Source organism: Micromonospora sp. NPDC049903, assembly GCF_044460945.1.
GTDB lineage: Bacteria > Actinomycetota > Actinomycetes > Mycobacteriales > Micromonosporaceae > Micromonospora.
In genome coordinates this window covers 81,484-98,259 of record NZ_JBITKL010000002.1, presented here as the reverse complement: position 1 = coordinate 98,259, position 16,776 = coordinate 81,484, and the positions used below count along the sequence as shown (strand labels likewise).

General features: G+C 72.6%; 14 protein-coding genes and 1 pseudogene. 10 read left to right on the top strand and 5 right to left on the bottom strand.

Annotated features, from left to right (window positions below; all coding sequences use genetic code 11):
* Window positions 1-125: 125 nt before the first annotated feature.
* From ACIBO1_RS05175 to ACIBO1_RS05160, 4 genes are all read left to right on the top strand, one after another.
* Window positions 126-3,242, top strand: coding sequence for a nitrate- and nitrite sensing domain-containing protein (locus ACIBO1_RS05175; RefSeq protein ID WP_396741662.1), 3,117 nt, complete (start codon window positions 126-128; stop codon window positions 3,240-3,242).
* Window positions 3,239-3,646, top strand: coding sequence for a roadblock/LC7 domain-containing protein (locus ACIBO1_RS05170; protein ID WP_007465177.1), 408 nt, complete (start codon window positions 3,239-3,241; stop codon window positions 3,644-3,646). The genes ACIBO1_RS05175 and ACIBO1_RS05170 overlap by 4 nt, the downstream gene beginning before the upstream one ends.
* An 86-nt stretch (window positions 3,647-3,732) precedes the next feature.
* Window positions 3,733-4,098, top strand: coding sequence for a DUF742 domain-containing protein (locus tag ACIBO1_RS05165; protein WP_117226208.1), 366 nt, complete (start codon window positions 3,733-3,735; stop codon window positions 4,096-4,098).
* Entirely contained in the window at window positions 4,079-4,702 is a 624-nt protein-coding gene (locus tag ACIBO1_RS05160) for an ATP/GTP-binding protein (protein WP_117226207.1), read from the top strand. The genes ACIBO1_RS05165 and ACIBO1_RS05160 overlap by 20 nt, the downstream gene beginning before the upstream one ends.
* 70 nt (window positions 4,703-4,772) lie before the next feature.
* Here the strand turns inward: ACIBO1_RS05160 and ACIBO1_RS05155 are convergent, their stop codons facing one another.
* The 5 genes and pseudogenes from ACIBO1_RS05155 to ACIBO1_RS05135 form a co-directional block, all read right to left on the bottom strand.
* On the bottom strand, window positions 4,773-5,861 hold the full coding sequence (locus ACIBO1_RS05155) for a uroporphyrinogen-III synthase (protein WP_396741659.1): 1,089 nt from the start codon (window positions 5,859-5,861) through the stop codon (window positions 4,773-4,775).
* Window positions 5,862-6,212 (bottom strand): nitrite reductase small subunit NirD, encoded by a 351-nt coding sequence (gene nirD, locus ACIBO1_RS05150; protein WP_396741657.1) that lies wholly within the window; start codon window positions 6,210-6,212, stop codon window positions 5,862-5,864.
* On the bottom strand, window positions 6,209-8,731 hold the full coding sequence (gene nirB, locus ACIBO1_RS05145; protein ID WP_396741655.1) for a nitrite reductase large subunit NirB: 2,523 nt from the start codon (window positions 8,729-8,731) through the stop codon (window positions 6,209-6,211). Before nirB ends, nirD begins: the two co-directional genes overlap by 4 nt.
* Window positions 8,728-10,167, bottom strand: a complete 1,440-nt coding sequence (locus ACIBO1_RS05140) for an FAD-dependent oxidoreductase (RefSeq protein WP_396742439.1) — start codon at window positions 10,165-10,167, stop codon at window positions 8,728-8,730. Before ACIBO1_RS05140 ends, nirB begins: the two co-directional genes overlap by 4 nt.
* Before the next feature lie 149 nt (window positions 10,168-10,316).
* Window positions 10,317-12,440, bottom strand: a pseudogene (locus ACIBO1_RS05135) (molybdopterin oxidoreductase family protein); the annotation flags it as partial.
* Window positions 12,441-12,693: 253 nt separating this feature from the next.
* Between ACIBO1_RS05135 and ACIBO1_RS05130 the strand changes: the two are divergent.
* The 6 genes from ACIBO1_RS05130 to rpsI all read left to right on the top strand — a co-directional run bounded on the left by ACIBO1_RS05130 (window position 12,694) and on the right by rpsI (window position 16,623).
* On the top strand, window positions 12,694-13,413 hold the full coding sequence (locus ACIBO1_RS05130; RefSeq protein WP_396741653.1) for a class I SAM-dependent methyltransferase: 720 nt from the start codon (window positions 12,694-12,696) through the stop codon (window positions 13,411-13,413).
* Window positions 13,414-13,440: 27 nt separating this feature from the next.
* Complete coding sequence (locus tag ACIBO1_RS05125; protein ID WP_387260316.1) at window positions 13,441-13,728, top strand: hypothetical protein; 288 nt, start codon at window positions 13,441-13,443, stop codon at window positions 13,726-13,728.
* The gene (locus tag ACIBO1_RS05120) at window positions 13,718-14,011 is read left to right on the top strand and encodes a type II toxin-antitoxin system PemK/MazF family toxin (protein WP_396741650.1); all 294 of its coding nucleotides are present in this window, start codon (window positions 13,718-13,720) and stop codon (window positions 14,009-14,011) included. Before ACIBO1_RS05125 ends, ACIBO1_RS05120 begins: the two co-directional genes overlap by 11 nt.
* 105 nt (window positions 14,012-14,116) lie before the next feature.
* Complete coding sequence (locus ACIBO1_RS05115) at window positions 14,117-15,487, top strand: MFS transporter (RefSeq protein WP_396741648.1); 1,371 nt, start codon at window positions 14,117-14,119, stop codon at window positions 15,485-15,487.
* A gap of 207 nt (window positions 15,488-15,694) precedes the next feature.
* A complete protein-coding gene (rplM, locus tag ACIBO1_RS05110) occupies window positions 15,695-16,138 on the top strand; it encodes a 50S ribosomal protein L13 (RefSeq protein ID WP_350692820.1) in 444 nt (147 codons plus the stop codon).
* Window positions 16,139-16,158: 20 nt separating this feature from the next.
* Window positions 16,159-16,623, top strand: a complete 465-nt coding sequence (gene rpsI / locus ACIBO1_RS05105; RefSeq protein WP_102658823.1) for a 30S ribosomal protein S9 — start codon at window positions 16,159-16,161, stop codon at window positions 16,621-16,623.
* The last annotated feature ends 153 nt before the right edge of the window (window positions 16,624-16,776 follow it).

Sequence of the window (16,776 nt, the reverse complement as noted above, 5' to 3'; positions counted from 1 at the left end):
CCGCCTGCGGCTTCCCAAACACGATCTCGTCTGATGAAATCGCGGCCGTGCCGCGCGTGGCGCTGGCCGTCGCTCCATGCACGGATCGACGGGCCAGGCGTGGAGAAAACGACGGAGGCGATGTCGTGAGCACCGGACCGACGACCCTGCCCGCCAGCGGTGACGCCGTACCGAAGGCGCCTCGCCGCCTGTTCCGGCTGCGTGACGCGCGGATCCGGTCCAAGCTGGCGCTGATCCTGGTCGTGCCGGTCGCCGCGGTCATCGCGCTGGCCACCGTCCGTCTCGTCTCCGTCGGCGAGGGCGCCTACGACGCCACCCAGGCGCGGTCGCTGACCGCACTGTCCATCAATATCTCCGCGCTCACCAATGACCTGCACGCCGAGCGGATGGCGGCGGCGGCCTATCTGGCCCAGCCGCAGCCGCAGGCCGACGCGTACAACCTGCGGGTCCGCCAGACCCAGCAACGGATCGACGCGTACCGCGCGGAGCGGTCCAAGATCGGTGAGGTGCCCAGCGCGGTCGGCGACCGCCTGCGGACCATCGACACGCACCTGGACACCCTGGACGGCACCCGGCAGGAGGTGCTCGACCGCTCCCAGATGGAGGTCGCCGAGGCGGCCCTGCGGTACGGCGTGGTCCTGGCCGACCTGGTCGCCTACGGCGACGGCCTGGCCCAGCTGCCGGGCGAGGAGCAGTTGGCCGACAGCCGCCGCGCGGTGGCCGCCTTCGCCCGTGCGAAGGCCGCCGTCGCCGAGGAACAGTCGATCGCGTTCACCGCGTTGAGCCGGGGCCGGCTCGACAACGAGCAGTTCTCCGCCTTCGTGGCCACCCTGACCGGGCAGCAGGAGGCGCTGCTGGCCTTCTCTCTGGCCGCCGACCCCACCCAGCGGGCCCTGGTCGAGACCACCGTCTCCGGTGACGCGGTGGTGCTGGCCGACCGGATCGCCACCGACATCAGCCGCTCGGTGGGCAACCGCTCGCCGGTCAGCGCCCAGGACGCCACCGCGGCGATCGGCGCCGTCAACGAGCTGATGCGCTGGGCCGAGATCGAGCTCCAGGACCGGCTGCTCGATCAGGCCGAGCAGGCTCGAACCGGCGTCATCCGGCAGGCCATCGTCGAGTCGACGCTGGTCCTGCTCACCCTGATCATCGCGGTGACGCTGGCCGTGGTGCTGGCCCGTTCGCTGAACCACTCGCTGCGGCGACTGCGTGAGGGTGCGCTCTCGGTGGCCAACCACGACCTGCCCGAGGCGGTGCGCCGCCTCCAGGGCATGGGCAACGTCAGCGACGGCAGCGTCGACGAGATCGTCCGCGAGGTACGGGACCCGATCCAACTCAACAACCGCGACGAGGTGGGGCAGGTCGCCCTGGCCTTCAACGTCGTACACCGGGAGGCGGTCCGGGTCGCGGCCGAACAGGCGGCCCTGCGGACCAGCGTCTCGGCGATGTTCCTCAACCTGGCCCGGCGCAGTCAGACCCTGGTCGACCGGATGATCGGCGAACTCGACGCGATCGAGCGTGGCGAGGAGGACCCGAAGCGGCTCGCCCAGCTCTTCGAGCTCGACCACCTCGCCACCCGGATGCGCCGCAACGACGAGAACCTGCTCGTGCTGGCCGGCGCGGACTCGGCCGTGCCGCGTCGCGACGACGCGTTGCTGGTGGACGTGCTGCGCGCCGCGCAGTCCGAAGTGGAGCTCTACAACCGGATCGAGTTCGGCACGGTCGACACCGACGTCTCGGTGGCCGCGCACGCGGTCAACGACGTGGTGCGGCTGGTGGCCGAGTTGCTCGACAACGCCACCCGCTTCTCGCCGCCGAACACCACCGTGGTCGCCGACGGCCGCCGCATCCGCGACTACGTGCTCATCCAGATCGAGGACCGGGGCCTGGGCCTCAGCGACGAGCAGCTCGACTCGCTCAACCGGCGGCTCGCCGCGCCGTCCACCGTCGACGTGGCCGCCTTCCGGCTGATGGGTCTCGCGGTGGTCAGCCGCCTCGCGGCCCGCTACAACATCCGGGTCGAGCTGCGCCGCAACGTCGAGGGCGGCACCGTGGCGCAGATCACCCTGCCGGCCTCGACGGTGATCCTGCCGAGCCTGCGGGGCCGCGACCAGATCAACCGGCCGCGTCAGCCGCTCGCCGTCGAGCAGACCCCGCCGACGCCACCGGCGGCCCCCAGCGAGCCGCTCACCGGCGCCGGTCGCAGCAACCTCGCCACGTTGACGACCGAGCGGTGGCGTGACAGCACCCCCTCGTCGGCGCCCTGGCCGGCCGCGAACCCGGCCCCCACCCCGGAGCCGCCGGCTCCGCCGGCCCGTACCGCGCCGCCCGCCTTCGCCGGTGGTTTCAACGCCGGTACGCCGACGGTCGCCCAGCCGTCGCTCGACCCGCTGCCGCAGCGCAGCGCGCCGCCCGCCGACCGACCCGAGCCGGTGCTGCCGGCCGGTCCGGTCGCCGGGGCGCCGATGAGCGCACCCACCGCGTTCGGTGTGGGTGCCACCCCGCAGTCCGACACCCCCTTCCGTGGCCTGGGCGCCAGCCTGGCCGCCACCGCGCCACAGGCCACCGCGCCGATCACCGCCCCGCCGGAACCCCAGGCCGAGGCGCCGATCTTCCGCGAGATGGAAGCGGTCTGGTTCCGTTCGCACGGCAACGACGCCACCGCCATCTTCAGCCGACCGCAGTTCGACGAGCCGCCGCAACCGGCTGCCGGCCCACCCACGCCGGCCGTCGAGCCGACTCGGGGACGGAGCCCGTTGCCTACTCGTACACCTGGTGCGGCAGCCGCCGCGCAGCCCGCGCCACCACCCCCGTACCAGTCGTCACCGGCCGCGTCGACCGCGTCGACCGCCGCGACCACGCCGCTGCCCACGGTGACTCCGGCCGCCGCGCCGACGCCGCCGCGCGCCGCGCCGGCCACGCCGCCCCCGGCGGCGCCCCCCGCGGCGTCCCCGCCACCGGAGTCCGACGCCTGGCGGACCGCGGCCGACGAGGGCTGGACGCGGGCCAGCAAGGCGGCCGAGCCGACCCCGGCCGGCACCACCCGGTCCGGACTGCCCAAGCGGGTTCCGCAGCAACAGCTCGTCCCCGGTGGGATCGAGCCCCGGGGCGGACGTGAGCGCAGCCGCCGTACGCCGGACGAAGTACGCGGTCTGCTCTCGGCCTACCACCGTGGCGTGCAGCGCGGACGGACGGCCGGAGCGAGTCAGGACAGCACCTCGACCAAGGAGACGAGCCGATGAACAGGCCAGCGGCCATGCAGGACATGGGTTGGCTGCTCACCAACTTCGCCGACAGCGTGGCGGGTATCGCCCACGTGGTGGCGGTGTCCGCCGACGGACTGCTACTCGCTTCCTCCCGTGACCTGCCGGGGGACCGGGCGGACCAGCTAGCCGCGATCACCTCCGGCGTGGTGAGCCTGACCGAGGGTGCCGCGCGGATGTTCAGTGCCGGCGGGGTGCTGCAGACGGTCATCGAGATGGACAGCGGCTACCTGTTCCTGATGTCGATCAGCGACGGGTCGTCGATGGCCGTGCTCGCGGCGCGTAGCTGCGACGTCGGGCAGGTGGGTTACGAGATGGCACTGCTGGTCGAGCGGGTCGGAGCAGCGCTGGTGCCGCTGCCCCGGGACGCGGTGCGGTCATAACAGGGACAGCACCGGCGCAATCCCGCGTCGGTACGGAGGAGATCCGGTGGCGACACGCCGGCGGAGGGGAGAGGAGGTGATCGCGGATGGAGCAACACCGACGTGACCCGCGTGGCGCACTGGTGCGGCCGTACGCGGTCACCCGGGGACGGACCGAGCCGCGGCAGGACATCGCCTTGGAAGCGGTGCTGGTAGCCAGCCCCACCCAGATCGCCGAGTCGCGGTTTGCCGGGCATGACAAGCATCGCATCGCCATGGTCTGCGAGAGCCGGCCCGAATCGCTGGCGGAAATCGCCGCGTACACCCGGCTACCGCTGGGTGTCGCCCGGGTGTTGGTCGCCGACATGGTGGCCGAGGGCCTGTTGACGCTTCAGACGGCCGCTCCCGCCACAGGTTTCGAGGAGCGGATGGAAATGCTGGGAAGGGTGCTGAGTGGACTTCGCGAGCTATGACCCCGCCGGGGCCCGCCAGAGCCGGGGAATCATCTCCGCGAAGATCGTCGTCGCGGGTGGCTTCGGTGTCGGCAAGACCACGTTGGTCGGCGCGATCTCGGAGATCACACCGCTGACCACCGAGGCGGTGATGACCGCGGCGGGCGTCGGGATCGACGACCCGTCCAAGGTGCCGGGCAAGGAGACCACGACGGTCGCCATGGACTTCGGCCGTATCACCATGGCGCAGGACCTGATCCTGTACCTCTTCGGCACACCCGGGCAGACCCGGTTCTGGTTCATGTGGGACGAGATCATTCGAGGCGCGGTGGGTGCCACGGTGCTGGTGGACACCCGCCGGATCACCGACGCGTTCGCTCCGCTCGACTACTTCGAGAGCCGCCGGCTGCCGTACGTGGTGGCGCTCAACCGGTTCGACGGCGCGCAGCAGTACGAACTGGAGGAGGTCCGCGAGGCGCTGGCCATCTCGCCGGACGTACCGCTGGTGCTGACCGACGCCCGGCAGCGCGACTCGGTCAAGCGGGTGCTGATGACCGTCGTCGAGCACGCCATGGCGCGGTTGCAGGCCGAGCACGACCGGGGCTTTCCGACCCCGGTCGGCTGAGTGTCGGCGGGAGCCCGTCGGTGGATCTCCACCGGCGGGCTCCTTCGTGCGGTCGGTGCGGTCGGTGCGGTCAGTCGACCCGCAGCCGGTAACCGCGTTTGACGACCGTCTGCACCACGCGAGGGGCCTTGAGGCCGGCGCGCAGTCGGGCCACCGCCATCTCCACCGCGTGCTCGTCGGCGCCGCGCGGCAACGTCCGCAGCAGGGCGGTACGCGACAGCACCCGGCCGGGCGTCTGGGCCAGCGCCCGCAGCACCGCCATCGGCGCCGGGGCGAGCGGTCTCAACTCGCCGTCCATCACCGCCGCGTGTCCCCGCAGGGTGAGCAGATGTCCGGCGGCCTTGATGGTGACCGTCCGGCGGGGCAGTTCGTCGACGATGGTGCGGACCAGCGCCCCCAACCTCGCCCGGCTCGGCGCGCTCACCGGCACACCCCGGCGCACCAGCGGCTCGGCGGTGACCGGGCCGACACAACTGGCCAGCACGTCTCCGCGCAGGGCATCCAGCACCGTCTCCGTGCGGTCACCGGCGGCCCGCAGCAACGCCTCCGCGGCCGGTGCCGAGGTGAACGTGACCGCGTCCACCAACCGGCCGGCCACCAGGTCGACCAACCGGTGCAGCGGGGCCGGGTCGGTCGGCGGGGCCCACCGGTAGACCGGGATCTCGATGACCGTGGCCCCGGCGTCCTCCAGCGCGCGGGTGCACTCCGGTTGCCGTTCGCCGTGCAACTGCATGGCGATCACCTGCCCGGCCACGCCCCGCCGACGCAGGTGGTCGACCACCTCGTCGCAGCTCTCGGACTCCGGGGACCACTGGTCGTGCAGCCCGGCGGCCCGGATCGCGCCCCGGGCCTTGGGGCCCCGGGCCACCACGTACGCGCCGCCGAGCACCGAGCGCAGCGGCTCGGCCAACCCCCAGCCCTCGGCGGCCTCCAGCCACCCGCGCATACCGATCCCGGTGTTCGCCATCAACACGTCCGGTGGACGGTCCAGGCAGGTCCGGGTCGCCTCGCGCAACTCGGTGTCGTCGGCGAGCGGCACGATCCGCAGGGCGGGAGCGAGCACCACCCGGGCACCGCGCCGTTGCAGCAGCGCGGCGAGTTCGTCCCGCCGTCGGTCGGCGGTCACCCCGACGGTGAAGCCGGCCAGTTCCTCGCCCATTCACCCCTCCTGTCGCAGCCGCACCTCGACCATGCCGTCCCGGCAACGGATCTCGTGCCGGGCCACGGCGACGCCGGGCAGGTCGAGACAAACCCCCGTACGCAGGTCGTACACCTGCTTGTGCAGCGGCGAGGCGACCGTGGGCACGCCCTGCCGGCTGCCCACGATGCCCCGGGACAGCACGTACGCCTCGGCGACCGGGTCGCGGTTGTCGATCGCGTACAGCCCGTCCTCGGTGCGGAAGAGCGCCACCTGCACCCCGTCGACGAGGGCGGCGACGCCCCGGTCCGGGTCCAGCCGGTCCAGCGGGCAGACCGCGTGCCAGCGCAGTGTCGTCGTCGCGATGCTCATCGCCGTACCTCCGGCAGTCCGAGGGTGACCGGCTGGCGGGCGTCGGGTGCGGGTGACCGACCGCCGACCGGGACGGGTTGTCCGCGTTCGGTGGCGAAGGTGATCGACGGGTCGGGTACGTCCGGCGCGTTGACGAAGGAGGTGAACCGGCGCAGCCGGTCGGGGTCGTCGAGCACGTCCCGCCACTCGTCCGAGTAGGACGTGACGTGCCGGGCCATCGCGGCGTCGAGGTCCGCGCAGAGGCCGAGCGAGTCGTCCACGATCACCGACCGGAGGTGGTCGAGTCCGCCCTCCATCGCCTCGATCCAGGCGGCGGTGCGTTGCAGCCGGTCGGCGGTGCGGACGTAGTACATCAGGAACCTGTCGATCGTCCTGATCAGCGCCTCGGTGGACAGGTCGGTGGCGAACAGGTCGGCGTGCCGGGGCCGGAAGCCTCCGTTGCCGCCGACGTAGAGGTTCCAACCGGTCTCGGTGGCGATGATGCCGAAGTCCTTGCTGCGTGCCTCGGCGCACTCCCGGGCGCAGCCGGAGACCGCTGACTTGAGCTTGTGCGGGGCGCGCAGTCCCCGGTACCGCAGCTCCAGGGCGACGGCCAATCCGACCGCGTCCTGCACCCCGTACCGGCACCAGGTGGAGCCCACGCAGGACTTCACCGTCCGCAGCGCCTTGCCGTACGCGTGCCCGGACTCGAAACCGGCGTCGACCAGTCGACGCCAGATCTGCGGCAACTGGTCCACCCGCGCACCGAACAGGTCGATCCGCTGCCCGCCGGTGATCTTGGTGTAGAGCCGGAAGTCGCGGGCCACCTCGCCGATCACGATCAGCTTCTCCGGGGTGATCTCCCCGCCCGGGATCCGCGGCACCACCGAGTAGCTGCCGTCGCGTTGCAGGTTCGCCAGGAAGTGGTCGTTGGTGTCCTGCAAGGACGCCTGCTCGCCGTCGAGGATGTGCCCGCCGCCGAGCGAGGCGAGGATCGAGGCGACGACCGGCTTGCAGATGTCGCAGCCCCGCCCCCGGCCGTGCTCGGCGATCAGCCGGGAGAACGTCCGGATGCCGCGTACCCGGACGATGTCGAACAGCTCCTGCCGGCTGACGTCGAAGTGCTCGCACAACGCCCGGGACTGGACCACACCGGCCGCGTCGAGCAACTGCTTGAGCATCGGCACGCAGGAGCCGCAACTGGTGCCGGCCCGGGTGCACGCCTTCAGCGCGGGCACGTCCGCGCAGCCGCCCGCGATCGCCGCGTCCACGTCACCCCGGGTGACCGCGTTGCAGGAGCAGACCTGGGCGGACGCGGGCAACGCGCTCGCCGCCGCACCCGCCGCCTGCTCGGGGGCGAGCAGCGCCAGCGGCGCGGCCGGCAACGGCCCGCCGACGCTGGCCCGCAACGTCGGGTACGCCGACGCGTCACCCACCAGCACGCCGCCGAGCAGCGTCGTCGCGTCATCGGAGAGGACCAGTTTGGCGTAGACCCGGGTGGCCGGATCGGTCCAGGTCACGTCCAGGCACCCGGGCGTGGTGCCGTGCGCGTCACCGAAGGAGGCCACGTCGACACCGAGCAGCTTGAGCTTGGTGGCGGTGTCCGCGCCCGGGAAGGTGGCCTCCCCGCCGACCAGCCGATCGGCCACCACCTCGGCCATCGCGTACCCGGGGGCGACCAGCCCGTAGCAGGTACCCTGCACCGCCGCGCACTCGCCGACCGCGTAGATCCGCTCGTCGGAGGTCCGGCAGGCGTCGTCGACCAGGACGCCGCCGCGCGGGCCGACCTCCAGCCCGACCGCGCGGGCCAGCTCGTCACGAGGCCGGATGCCGGCGGCCACCACCACCAGGTCGGTGTCGAGCAGCGTGCCGTCGGCCAGCTCCAGGGCGCCGACCGCGCCGTCCGGGCCCGGCCGCAACGCGGTGGTCGCCACCCCCAGGTGACAGGCCACGCCCAGCTCCTCGACGTAGCGGCGCAGCATCGCGCCACCGGCGGTGTCGACCTGCACCGGCATCAACCGGGGTGCGAACTCCACCACGCGGGTGGCCAGCCCGAGCAGGCGCAGCGCGTTCGCCGCCTCCAGGCCGAGCAGACCGCCGCCGATCACCGCGCCGGTACGTCGGCCCCGGGCGTGCTCGCGGATCGCCGCGAGATCGTCCAGCGTCCGGTAGACGAACACCCCCGGCAGGTCCGTACCCGCCACCGGCGGCACGAACGCCGACGACCCGGTGGCCAGGACCAGCACGTCGTACGGGTGCTCGCCGCTCGCCGTGGTCACCACCCGGCGGGCCCGGTCCACCCCGACGGCCGGCTCGCCGAGGCGCAACTCGACGCCGTCGTGCGGGGTGTGCAGGTTCAACTCGTCCGCGTCGGCCCCGTCGAAGTACGCGGAGAGCCGCACCCGGTCGTACGCGGGTCGGGTCTCCTCGGCCAGGACGGTGACCCGCCACCGTCCCCGCGGATCGCGCGACCGCACCGCGTCGACGAACCGTTGCCCGACCATGCCGTTGCCGATCACGACCACGTTGCCGCCGGTCATCGTCCCACCTCCACCGGATCCGATCTGGACAACCAGTCGACGATGCCGGCGACCGCGTCGCGGCATCCGCCGCAGCCGGTCCCGGCTCTGGTCCCGGCGACGACCTCGTCGACGGTGCGGGCTCCGCCGCGCCAGCAGGCCACCAGGGCGCCCTTGCTGACCGTGTTGCACTGGCACACCGTGGCCGCGTCCGGCATCAGCGCCGGGGACGCGGCCGGAGCGGCGACGGCACCACCGAGCGACCGGCCCAGCAGCAGCGCCCGCCGGTCGGCGGGGACCGGTTGACCCCGGTCGAAGAGCTGGACCACGGTGCCCACCGACGGGTTGTCGCCGAGCAGGATCGCCCCGGCCAGCCGCTCGTCGTGGATCCGCAACCGCGCGTACGTGCCCCGGGCCGGGTCGGCGAAGGTCAGCTCCTCGCCGGGGCCACCGGTCGGGTCACCCATCGAGGCCAGGTCGATGCCGGCCGCCTTGAGCCGGGTCACCACCGGCCGGGGCCGGTACCGGGCCGACGGGTCCTCCCCGGTCAGCAGGTGGGCGACCACCCGGGCCTGCGCCCAGGCCGGTGCCACCAGCCCCGTCGGTGCGACGCCGTGCTGGGCACAGTCGCCGATCGCCGAGATCCGCTCGTCGTCGGTCCGCAGCCGGTCGTCGACCAGCACGCCCCGGTCCACCGCCAACCCGGCCGCCTTGGCCAGGGCGGTCTCCGGGCGTACCCCGCACGCCAGCACCAGCAGGTCGGCGTCGAGGAAGCGCCCGTCGGACAGCTCCATGCGTACCCCGGTGGTGTCCGCCGCGAGCGCCGTCGGGGTGACGGCCAGATGGGTGGTCACCCCGAGGCCGGCGAGCGTACCGGCCAGCATCGTGGCGGCCACGGCGTCGAGCTGCCGCTCCATCAGGTACGGCACCCGGTGCACCACCGCGACGTCGAGTCCCCGGGCGGCGAGTCCCCGGGCCGCCTCCAGGCCGAGCAGCCCGCCACCGAGCACCAGTGCCCGTCGGGCGTCTCGGGCCGTCGCGATGATGCGTCGGCAGTCGTCCAGCGTGCGGAACGCGATCACCCGGTCCGGCAGGCGCGCCGGATCGAGCCCGGGCAGCGGCGGCACCACCGCCCGCGCACCCGTGGCGAGCACCAGGTGGTCGTAGCGGATCCGGTCGCCGTCGTCGGTGCGTACCTCCCGGGTGGCCCGGTCGACGGCCCGGACGGCGACCCCGGTGCGGACGTCGACACCCCGCCCGGCCGCCTCCGCCAGCTCCACGTCCAGCTCGCTGATCTTGCCGGTGAGCAGCGTGGACAACATGATCCGGTTGTACGCCCGGTGCGGCTCCGCACCGAGCACGGTGACCTTCAGGTCCCCGCCCCGCCCGCGTAGCTCGCTCGCCAACCGGGCACCGGCCATCCCGTTGCCGACCACGACCACCCGATCGCCGCGCATGCCGACGCTGGACTGCTGATCCGCTCGCTGGCGCTCGGTCATGTCCCCGCTCCGCTGCGCTCCGCGTCGCCATGACGTGCGGCGTCCTGTCCGGTCGCTCGCTGGTGCTCGCTTGCCGCCGCTCCGCTGCGCTCCGCGCCCTCTTGAGCGACCTTCTCCAGGCGGACGGCGCAGATCTTGAACTCGGGCATGCCGGAGAGCGGGTCGACCGCGTCGTTGGTGACGGAGTTGGCCCGTGCCGCGCCGCCCCAGTGGAACGGCGCGAAGACGGTGTCCGGCCGGATCGCCGGGCTCAGCCGGGCGGGTGCCTGGAACTCACCTCGCCGGGACACCACCCGGAGCGGTTCGCCGTCGGTCACCCCGAGCCGGTCGGCCAGGTCGGGGTGCAACTCCACGAACGCGTCGGGAGCGGCCCGGCGCAGCGCCGCCACCCGGCGGGTCTGGGTGCCCGACTGGTACTGGGCGAGTACCCGGCCGGTGGTGAAGTACAGCGGATACTCCGGACAGACCTCCTCGGCCGCCGGCCGGTGCTCCACCGGGTGGAACCGGGCCAGCCCGTCCGGAGTGGCGAACCGGTCCGCGAAGAGTCTCGGCGAGTCCGACTTGTCACTGCGCGGGCAGGGCCAGAACACCCCGTCCGTCTCGTCGATGCGGTCCCAACTGATCCCGGCGTAGTCGGCGAGCCCGCCCGCCGAGGCCCGCCGAAGTTCCTCGAACACCGCCTGCGGGTCCGCCCCCGCCGGACCCGCAGCCGAGTCGGCACCCGCACCCGCACCCGCACCCGCGCCCGCACCGGCGGCGGATGTTAGGAGGGGTCCCCTGCTATGCACGAGGCGATAGGAAGGGACCCCTCCTTTCACAGCTAGGCGGGTGGTGAGGTCGGCGAGGATCGCGAGGTCGGTGCGGACGCCGGTCGGCGGGGGGCGGAGCGCGCGTCGGCGCAGCACCCGTCCCTCCAGGTTGGTCATGGTGCCGTCCTCCTCGGCCCACTGCGCGGTGGGCAGCACCACGTCGGCCAGCGCGGCGGTCTCGGAGAGCAGGAAGTCGGCGACGACGAGCAGGTCCAGGTCGCGCAGCCGGTTCTCGATCCGGGCCGCGCGCGGCGCGGAGACCACCGGGTTGGAACCGAAGACGAGCAATGCCCGGGGCCCGTCGGTGGTGCCCAGCGAATCGAGCAACTGGTACGCCGGCACGCCCGGACCGGGCAACTCCTCCTCGGGTACGCCCCAGACCTCCGCGACGTGCGCCCGGGCCGCCGGATCGTCGATCTTGCGGTATCCGGGGAGCTGGTCGGCCTTCTGCCCGTGCTCCCGGCCGCCCTGGCCGTTGCCCTGCCCGGTCAGGCAGCCGTACCCGGAGCCGGGCCGTCCGGGCAGCCCGAGGGCGAGCGCCAGGTTGACGAAGGCGGTGACCGTGTCGACGCCCTTGGCGTGCTGCTCCGCGCCCCGGGCGGTGAGGATGATCGCCCGTTCGGCGGTGCCGAGGGCGCGGGCGGTCGCCTCCAGGTCGGCCACCGGTACGCCGGAGAGCGCCTCGGCCCGGGCCGGCCACCAGCCCGCCACGGTACGGCGTACGTCGGTGAAGCCCCGGGTTCGGGTGGCGACGTACGACCCGTCGACGTAGCCCTCGGTCAGCGCGATGTGCAGCAGCGCGTTGGCTACCGCCAGGTCGGTGCCGGGCAGGGGTTGCAGGTGCAGGTCCGCCTGCCGGGCGGTGGCGGTGGCGCGCGGGTCGACCACGATCAGCGTGCCGCCGCGTTGCCGCTGCTCGGTCAGCCAGCGCACCAGCGGTGGCATGGTCTCGGCCGGGTTCGCGCCGACCAGCAGCAGGGTGTCCGCCCGGCCCAGGTCGGCCAGCGGGAACGGCAGTCCCCGGTCGACCCCGAAGGCCCGCATTCCGGCGGCGGCGGCCGAGGACATGCAGAACCGTCCGTTGTAGTCGATGTGCCGGGTGCGCAGCGCTACGCGGGCGAACTTGCCCAGCGCGTACGCCTTCTCGTTGGTGAGCCCGCCGCCGCCGAAGACGGCGACGGCGTCGCGGCCGTGCCGCTGCTGCACCTCGTCCAGTCCGGTGACGATGCGGTCCAGCGCGGCGTCCCAGCTCGCCGGTTGCAGTCGGCCGGTGGCCGGGTCGCGCAGCAGCGGGGTGGTCAGCCGGTCGGGGTGGTCGAGCAGTTCGGCGGAGGTCCAGCCCTTCTGGCAGAGGCCGCCCCGGTTGGTCGGGAAGTCCCGGGGGAGTACGGAGACCTGGTCTTCTTCCTGGCGCAGGGTCATCCCACACTGGAGGGCGCAGTACGGGCAGTGTGTCGCCACCTCCCGGGGCGCTCGCCCCGGTCGAGTCGCGAACCGTGCACCGTCTGTCATGTCGGCAAAGCGTGCCGTTGGGCGGTTTCCGGCCAGCGTCCCGTTTGTTTCGGCCCTGTCAAGAGCGCCTCACACCGCACGTCGGCTGCGCGCGGGGTCGAAGGGTCTACAATATGGGACAAGAATCCTGATATTCGGGAAGGCTCCGGCGAAGGGGATCGACATGGATGTGGCTCGGGCGTTCGACGCGGTGGCCGGCAGCTACGACGCCGCGCGGCGGCGACTGGTGCCCTGTTTCGACGGGTTCTACGGCACCGCCGTCGAGGTCGTCGAGCCGGCGCTGCACGCCGCCCGCGCCGCCGGGCGTACCCCCGAGGTGTTGGATCTGGGCGCCGGCACCGGTCTGCTGTCGTCCCTGGTCGCGGCTGCCGTGCCCGGCGTCCGGCTGACCCTCGTCGACGCCGCGCCGAAGATGCTGGCCATCGCCGCCGAGCAGCTCACCGGTCGTGGCGTGCCGCACCGGGTGGTGGTGGCCGACCTGACCGACCCGCTGCCCGACGGACGCTACGACGCCGTGGTCAGCGCGCTCGCCGTGCACCACCTCGACGACGCCGGCAAGCGGGACCTCTATCGACGGGCGGCCGAGGCCCTGGTGCCCGGCGGCGTCTTCGTCAACGCCGAGCAGGTCGCCGGCCCGACGGCCGAGCTGGACCGGCGCTACCACGAGGTCTGGTTGGCGCAGATCGCCGCGCGCGGCTCCGACGCCGACGAGATCGCCGCCGCCGCGCAGCGGATGGCGCACGACCGGCCCGCGTCCGTGGGGGAGCAGTGCCGCTGGCTGTCCGAGGCGGGGCTGACCGAGGTGGACTGCTTCTTCAAGGCGTGGCGATTCGCCGTCTTCGGCGGCCGGGCCCCGGGCGTCACCGGCCCGACCGTCGGGTGACCGCTCGCGGTATTCGATGGATGACTGATGGTCATACCAGCGGGTAGTCTGACCGGCATGACAGCCAAGGTGACTCTGTCGTTCTCCGACGAGACGATCGCGGAGGCCCGGCGGTTCGCCAAGCGCGAAGGGCTCTCCCTGTCGGCCTGGATGGACCAGGCGGCCCGGGAGAAGGCCCTGCGTGAGGTATTCGCGGCGCACGCCGCCGCGGTCGGGCGGGCGGGACTGGACCTGGAGTCGGCCTCACTGGCCGACGCACAGGAGGTGGGCATGGTCGACGACCTGCTCTTCGGCGGTCGCCCGCGTGCTGCGTAGGGGCGAGGTCTGGCGGATCGCCGGGGCCCGCGAGCGACTCGGGCTCGTGATCAGCTCGGACGTCTACAACTCCACCGCGGTGCCCATCGTCATCGTCGCCGAGGTGGTCGAGGCAGCGCTGCTGCGCGACTCGCCCCTGGCGGTGCGGATGGGCGGCTGGGTGGTGATGCCGGACCGGATCTCGTCACCGATGAAGAAGTGGTTCGCCGAGTGCGTGGACGTGGCCGACGTCGAGACCATGCGGCAGATCGACCGGGCGCTGCGCATCCTCCAGCAGCTCTGACCGTCCCCTTCCTCACCACCGGCGCGCGGCGCCGGTGCGCTCCCCGTTGCGCCGCCGACCCCGAGGACGAACGCCACGGTAACGCTCGATTCCTAACTTCGGCGCATGACCACCACGAGCGCGCGCCCCGAGGTTATCGAGGACAAGCCGGACCTGGACCGCCGACCCGGTCGCTGGATCGGGCACTGGACGCCGGAGGATCCGGGATTCTGGCGTACGACCGGCAGCCGGATCGCCCGGCGCAACCTCATCTGGTCGATCTTCGCCGAGCACATCGGTTTCTCGGTGTGGCTGCTGTGGAGCATCGTCGTCGTCCGGCTCGGTGACGCCGGATGGCAGTTGACCACCAGCCAGGCGCTCTGGCTGACCGCCGTACCAAGCGGGGTGGGTGCGCTGCTGCGGCTGCCGTACACCTTCGCCGTGCCGGTGTTCGGCGGACGGAACTGGACGATCGTCTCCGCGTTGTTGCTGATCGTGCCCTGCGCCGGTCTGGCCTGGGCAGTCGAGCATCCCGAGATCGGCTTCCTGCCGCTGCTGCTGATCGCCGCCAGTGCCGGCTTCGGCGGCGGCAACTTCGCCTCCAGCATGGCCAACATCTCCTTCTTCTATCCGGAACGCGAGAAGGGTTGGGCGCTGGGGCTCAACGCGGCCGGCGGCAACATCGGCGTCGCGGTGGTGCAGTTCGTCGTGCCGCAGGTGATCGTGCTTGGGGGCGGGCTCGTGCTGGCTCGGGCCGGGCTGATGTACATCCCGCTCGCGGTGATCGCCGCGGTCTGCGCGTACCTCTTCATGGACAACCTGGTCGAGGCCAAGGCGGACGTGGGGCCGGTCTGGTCGTCGTTGCGGCACCGGGACACCTGGATCATGTCCCTGCTCTACATCGGCACCTTCGGCTCGTTCATCGGCTACTCGGCGGCCTTCCCGACGCTGCTCACCTCGGTGTTCGGCCGACCGGACACGGCGCTGGCCTGGGCCTTCCTCGGTGCCGCGGTGGGCTCGTTCTGCCGGCCCTTCGGCGGTCGCCTGGCCGACCTCGTCGGCGGCGCCCGGGTCACCGTGGTCAGCTTCGTGCTGATGGCCGTCGGCGCGCTGGCCGCCCTCTGGTCGGTGGAGCGGCGCAGCATGACCCTCTTCTTCGCGGCCTTCCTGCTGCTCTTCGTCGCCACCGGGGTGGGCAACGGCTCGACCTACCGGATGATCAGCAAGATCTTCCGGGTCAAGGGCGAGGACCTGGGCGGGGGCCCGGAGGTGATGCTGGCGATGCGCCGGCAGGCCGCCGGCGCGCTGGGCATCATCTCCTCGGTCGGCGCCTTCGGCGGCTTCCTGGTGCCGATCTGTTACGCCTGGGCCCGGTCGACCTACGGCGGGATCCAGCCGGCACTGCGCTTCTATGTGGGCTTCTTCCTGGTGTTGCTGGCGGTCACCTGGGTGGCGTACCTGCGGCCGGGGTCCCGGATGGCGCGGGCCCGGGTATGAGGGGGTATTGTCCCTCCATCCGGCGCGCCCGCCGGACCCCCGTTTTGACCGGCCGACGGGGCTACGGGTATCGTTGCCTGCTGTTGTACGACATCTGTGGGCGTGCCGCCTGAGGTACGCTTGGTCGTTCGTGCGCGCTGGTCCGACCGGGAAGCCCTGGTCACCTCGGCGCGCTACCCCAGACCGACGACGAGACAAGGTAGACCTGTGCGTACGTACAGCCCGAAGCCGGGTGAGATCGAGCGTCAGTGGCACGTCATCGACGCCTCTGATGTCGTGCTGGGCCGCCTGGCCACCCACGCCGCCACGCTGCTGCGGGGCAAGCACAAGCCGACTTTCGCGCCGCACGTCGACACGGGCGACTTCGTCGTCATCGTGAACGCGGGCAAGGTCGCGCTGACCGGTAACAAGCGTCAGCAGAAGATCGCCTACCGCCACTCCGGCTACCCGGGCGGCCTGAAGCAGGTCGGTTACGAGGAGCTGCTCGCCAAGCGCCCCGAGCGGGCCATCGAGCTGGCTGTCAAGGGGATGCTCCCGCACAACAAGCTCGGCCGTCAGCTGATCAAGAAGCTGAAGGTCTACGCCGGTGCCGAGCACCCGCACGGCGCGCAGCAGCCGGCGCCGTTCGAGATCAAGCAGATCGCGCAGTGAGCGCGGGCGAAGGAAGCAGCATGACCGACATCACCGCCACCGAGGTCGCCCCCGAGGCCACCGAGGCGCCGGCGCCCGTCGCCCGCGCGCCTCGTGGTGACCGCCCGATCCAGACCGTGGGTCGGCGCAAGGAAGCCATCGTCCGGGTCCGGATCGTGCCGGGCACGGGCAAGATCACTTGCAACGGGCGCGACCTCGAAGCGTACTTCCCGAGCAAGGTGCACCAGCAGCTCATCAAGGACCCGCTGGTCACCGCCGAGAAGCCCGAGGCGTTCGACGTGATCGCCAACCTGCGGGGCGGCGGCACCACCGGCCAGGCCGGTGCGCTGCGGCTGGCCATCGCCCGGGCGTTGATCGTCAACGAGCCCGACGACCGCCCGGCCCTGAAGAAGGCCGGCTTCCTGACCCGTGACGCCCGGGTCAAGGAGAGCAAGAAGTACGGCCTCAAGAAGGCCCGTAAGGCTCCTCAGTACTCGAAGCGCTGATCTCCAGCCGCACCTTGTACTTCTGACGGACGGCCGGGGCCCCCCCCCCCCCCCCCGGGGGGGGGGCCCCCCCCCCCCACCCCACCACACACCGTCTTTTAAAGGGGGGTTGGGGGGTGTTGGCGCGGGGGGTGGCCCGCCCGCGGCGCCCGG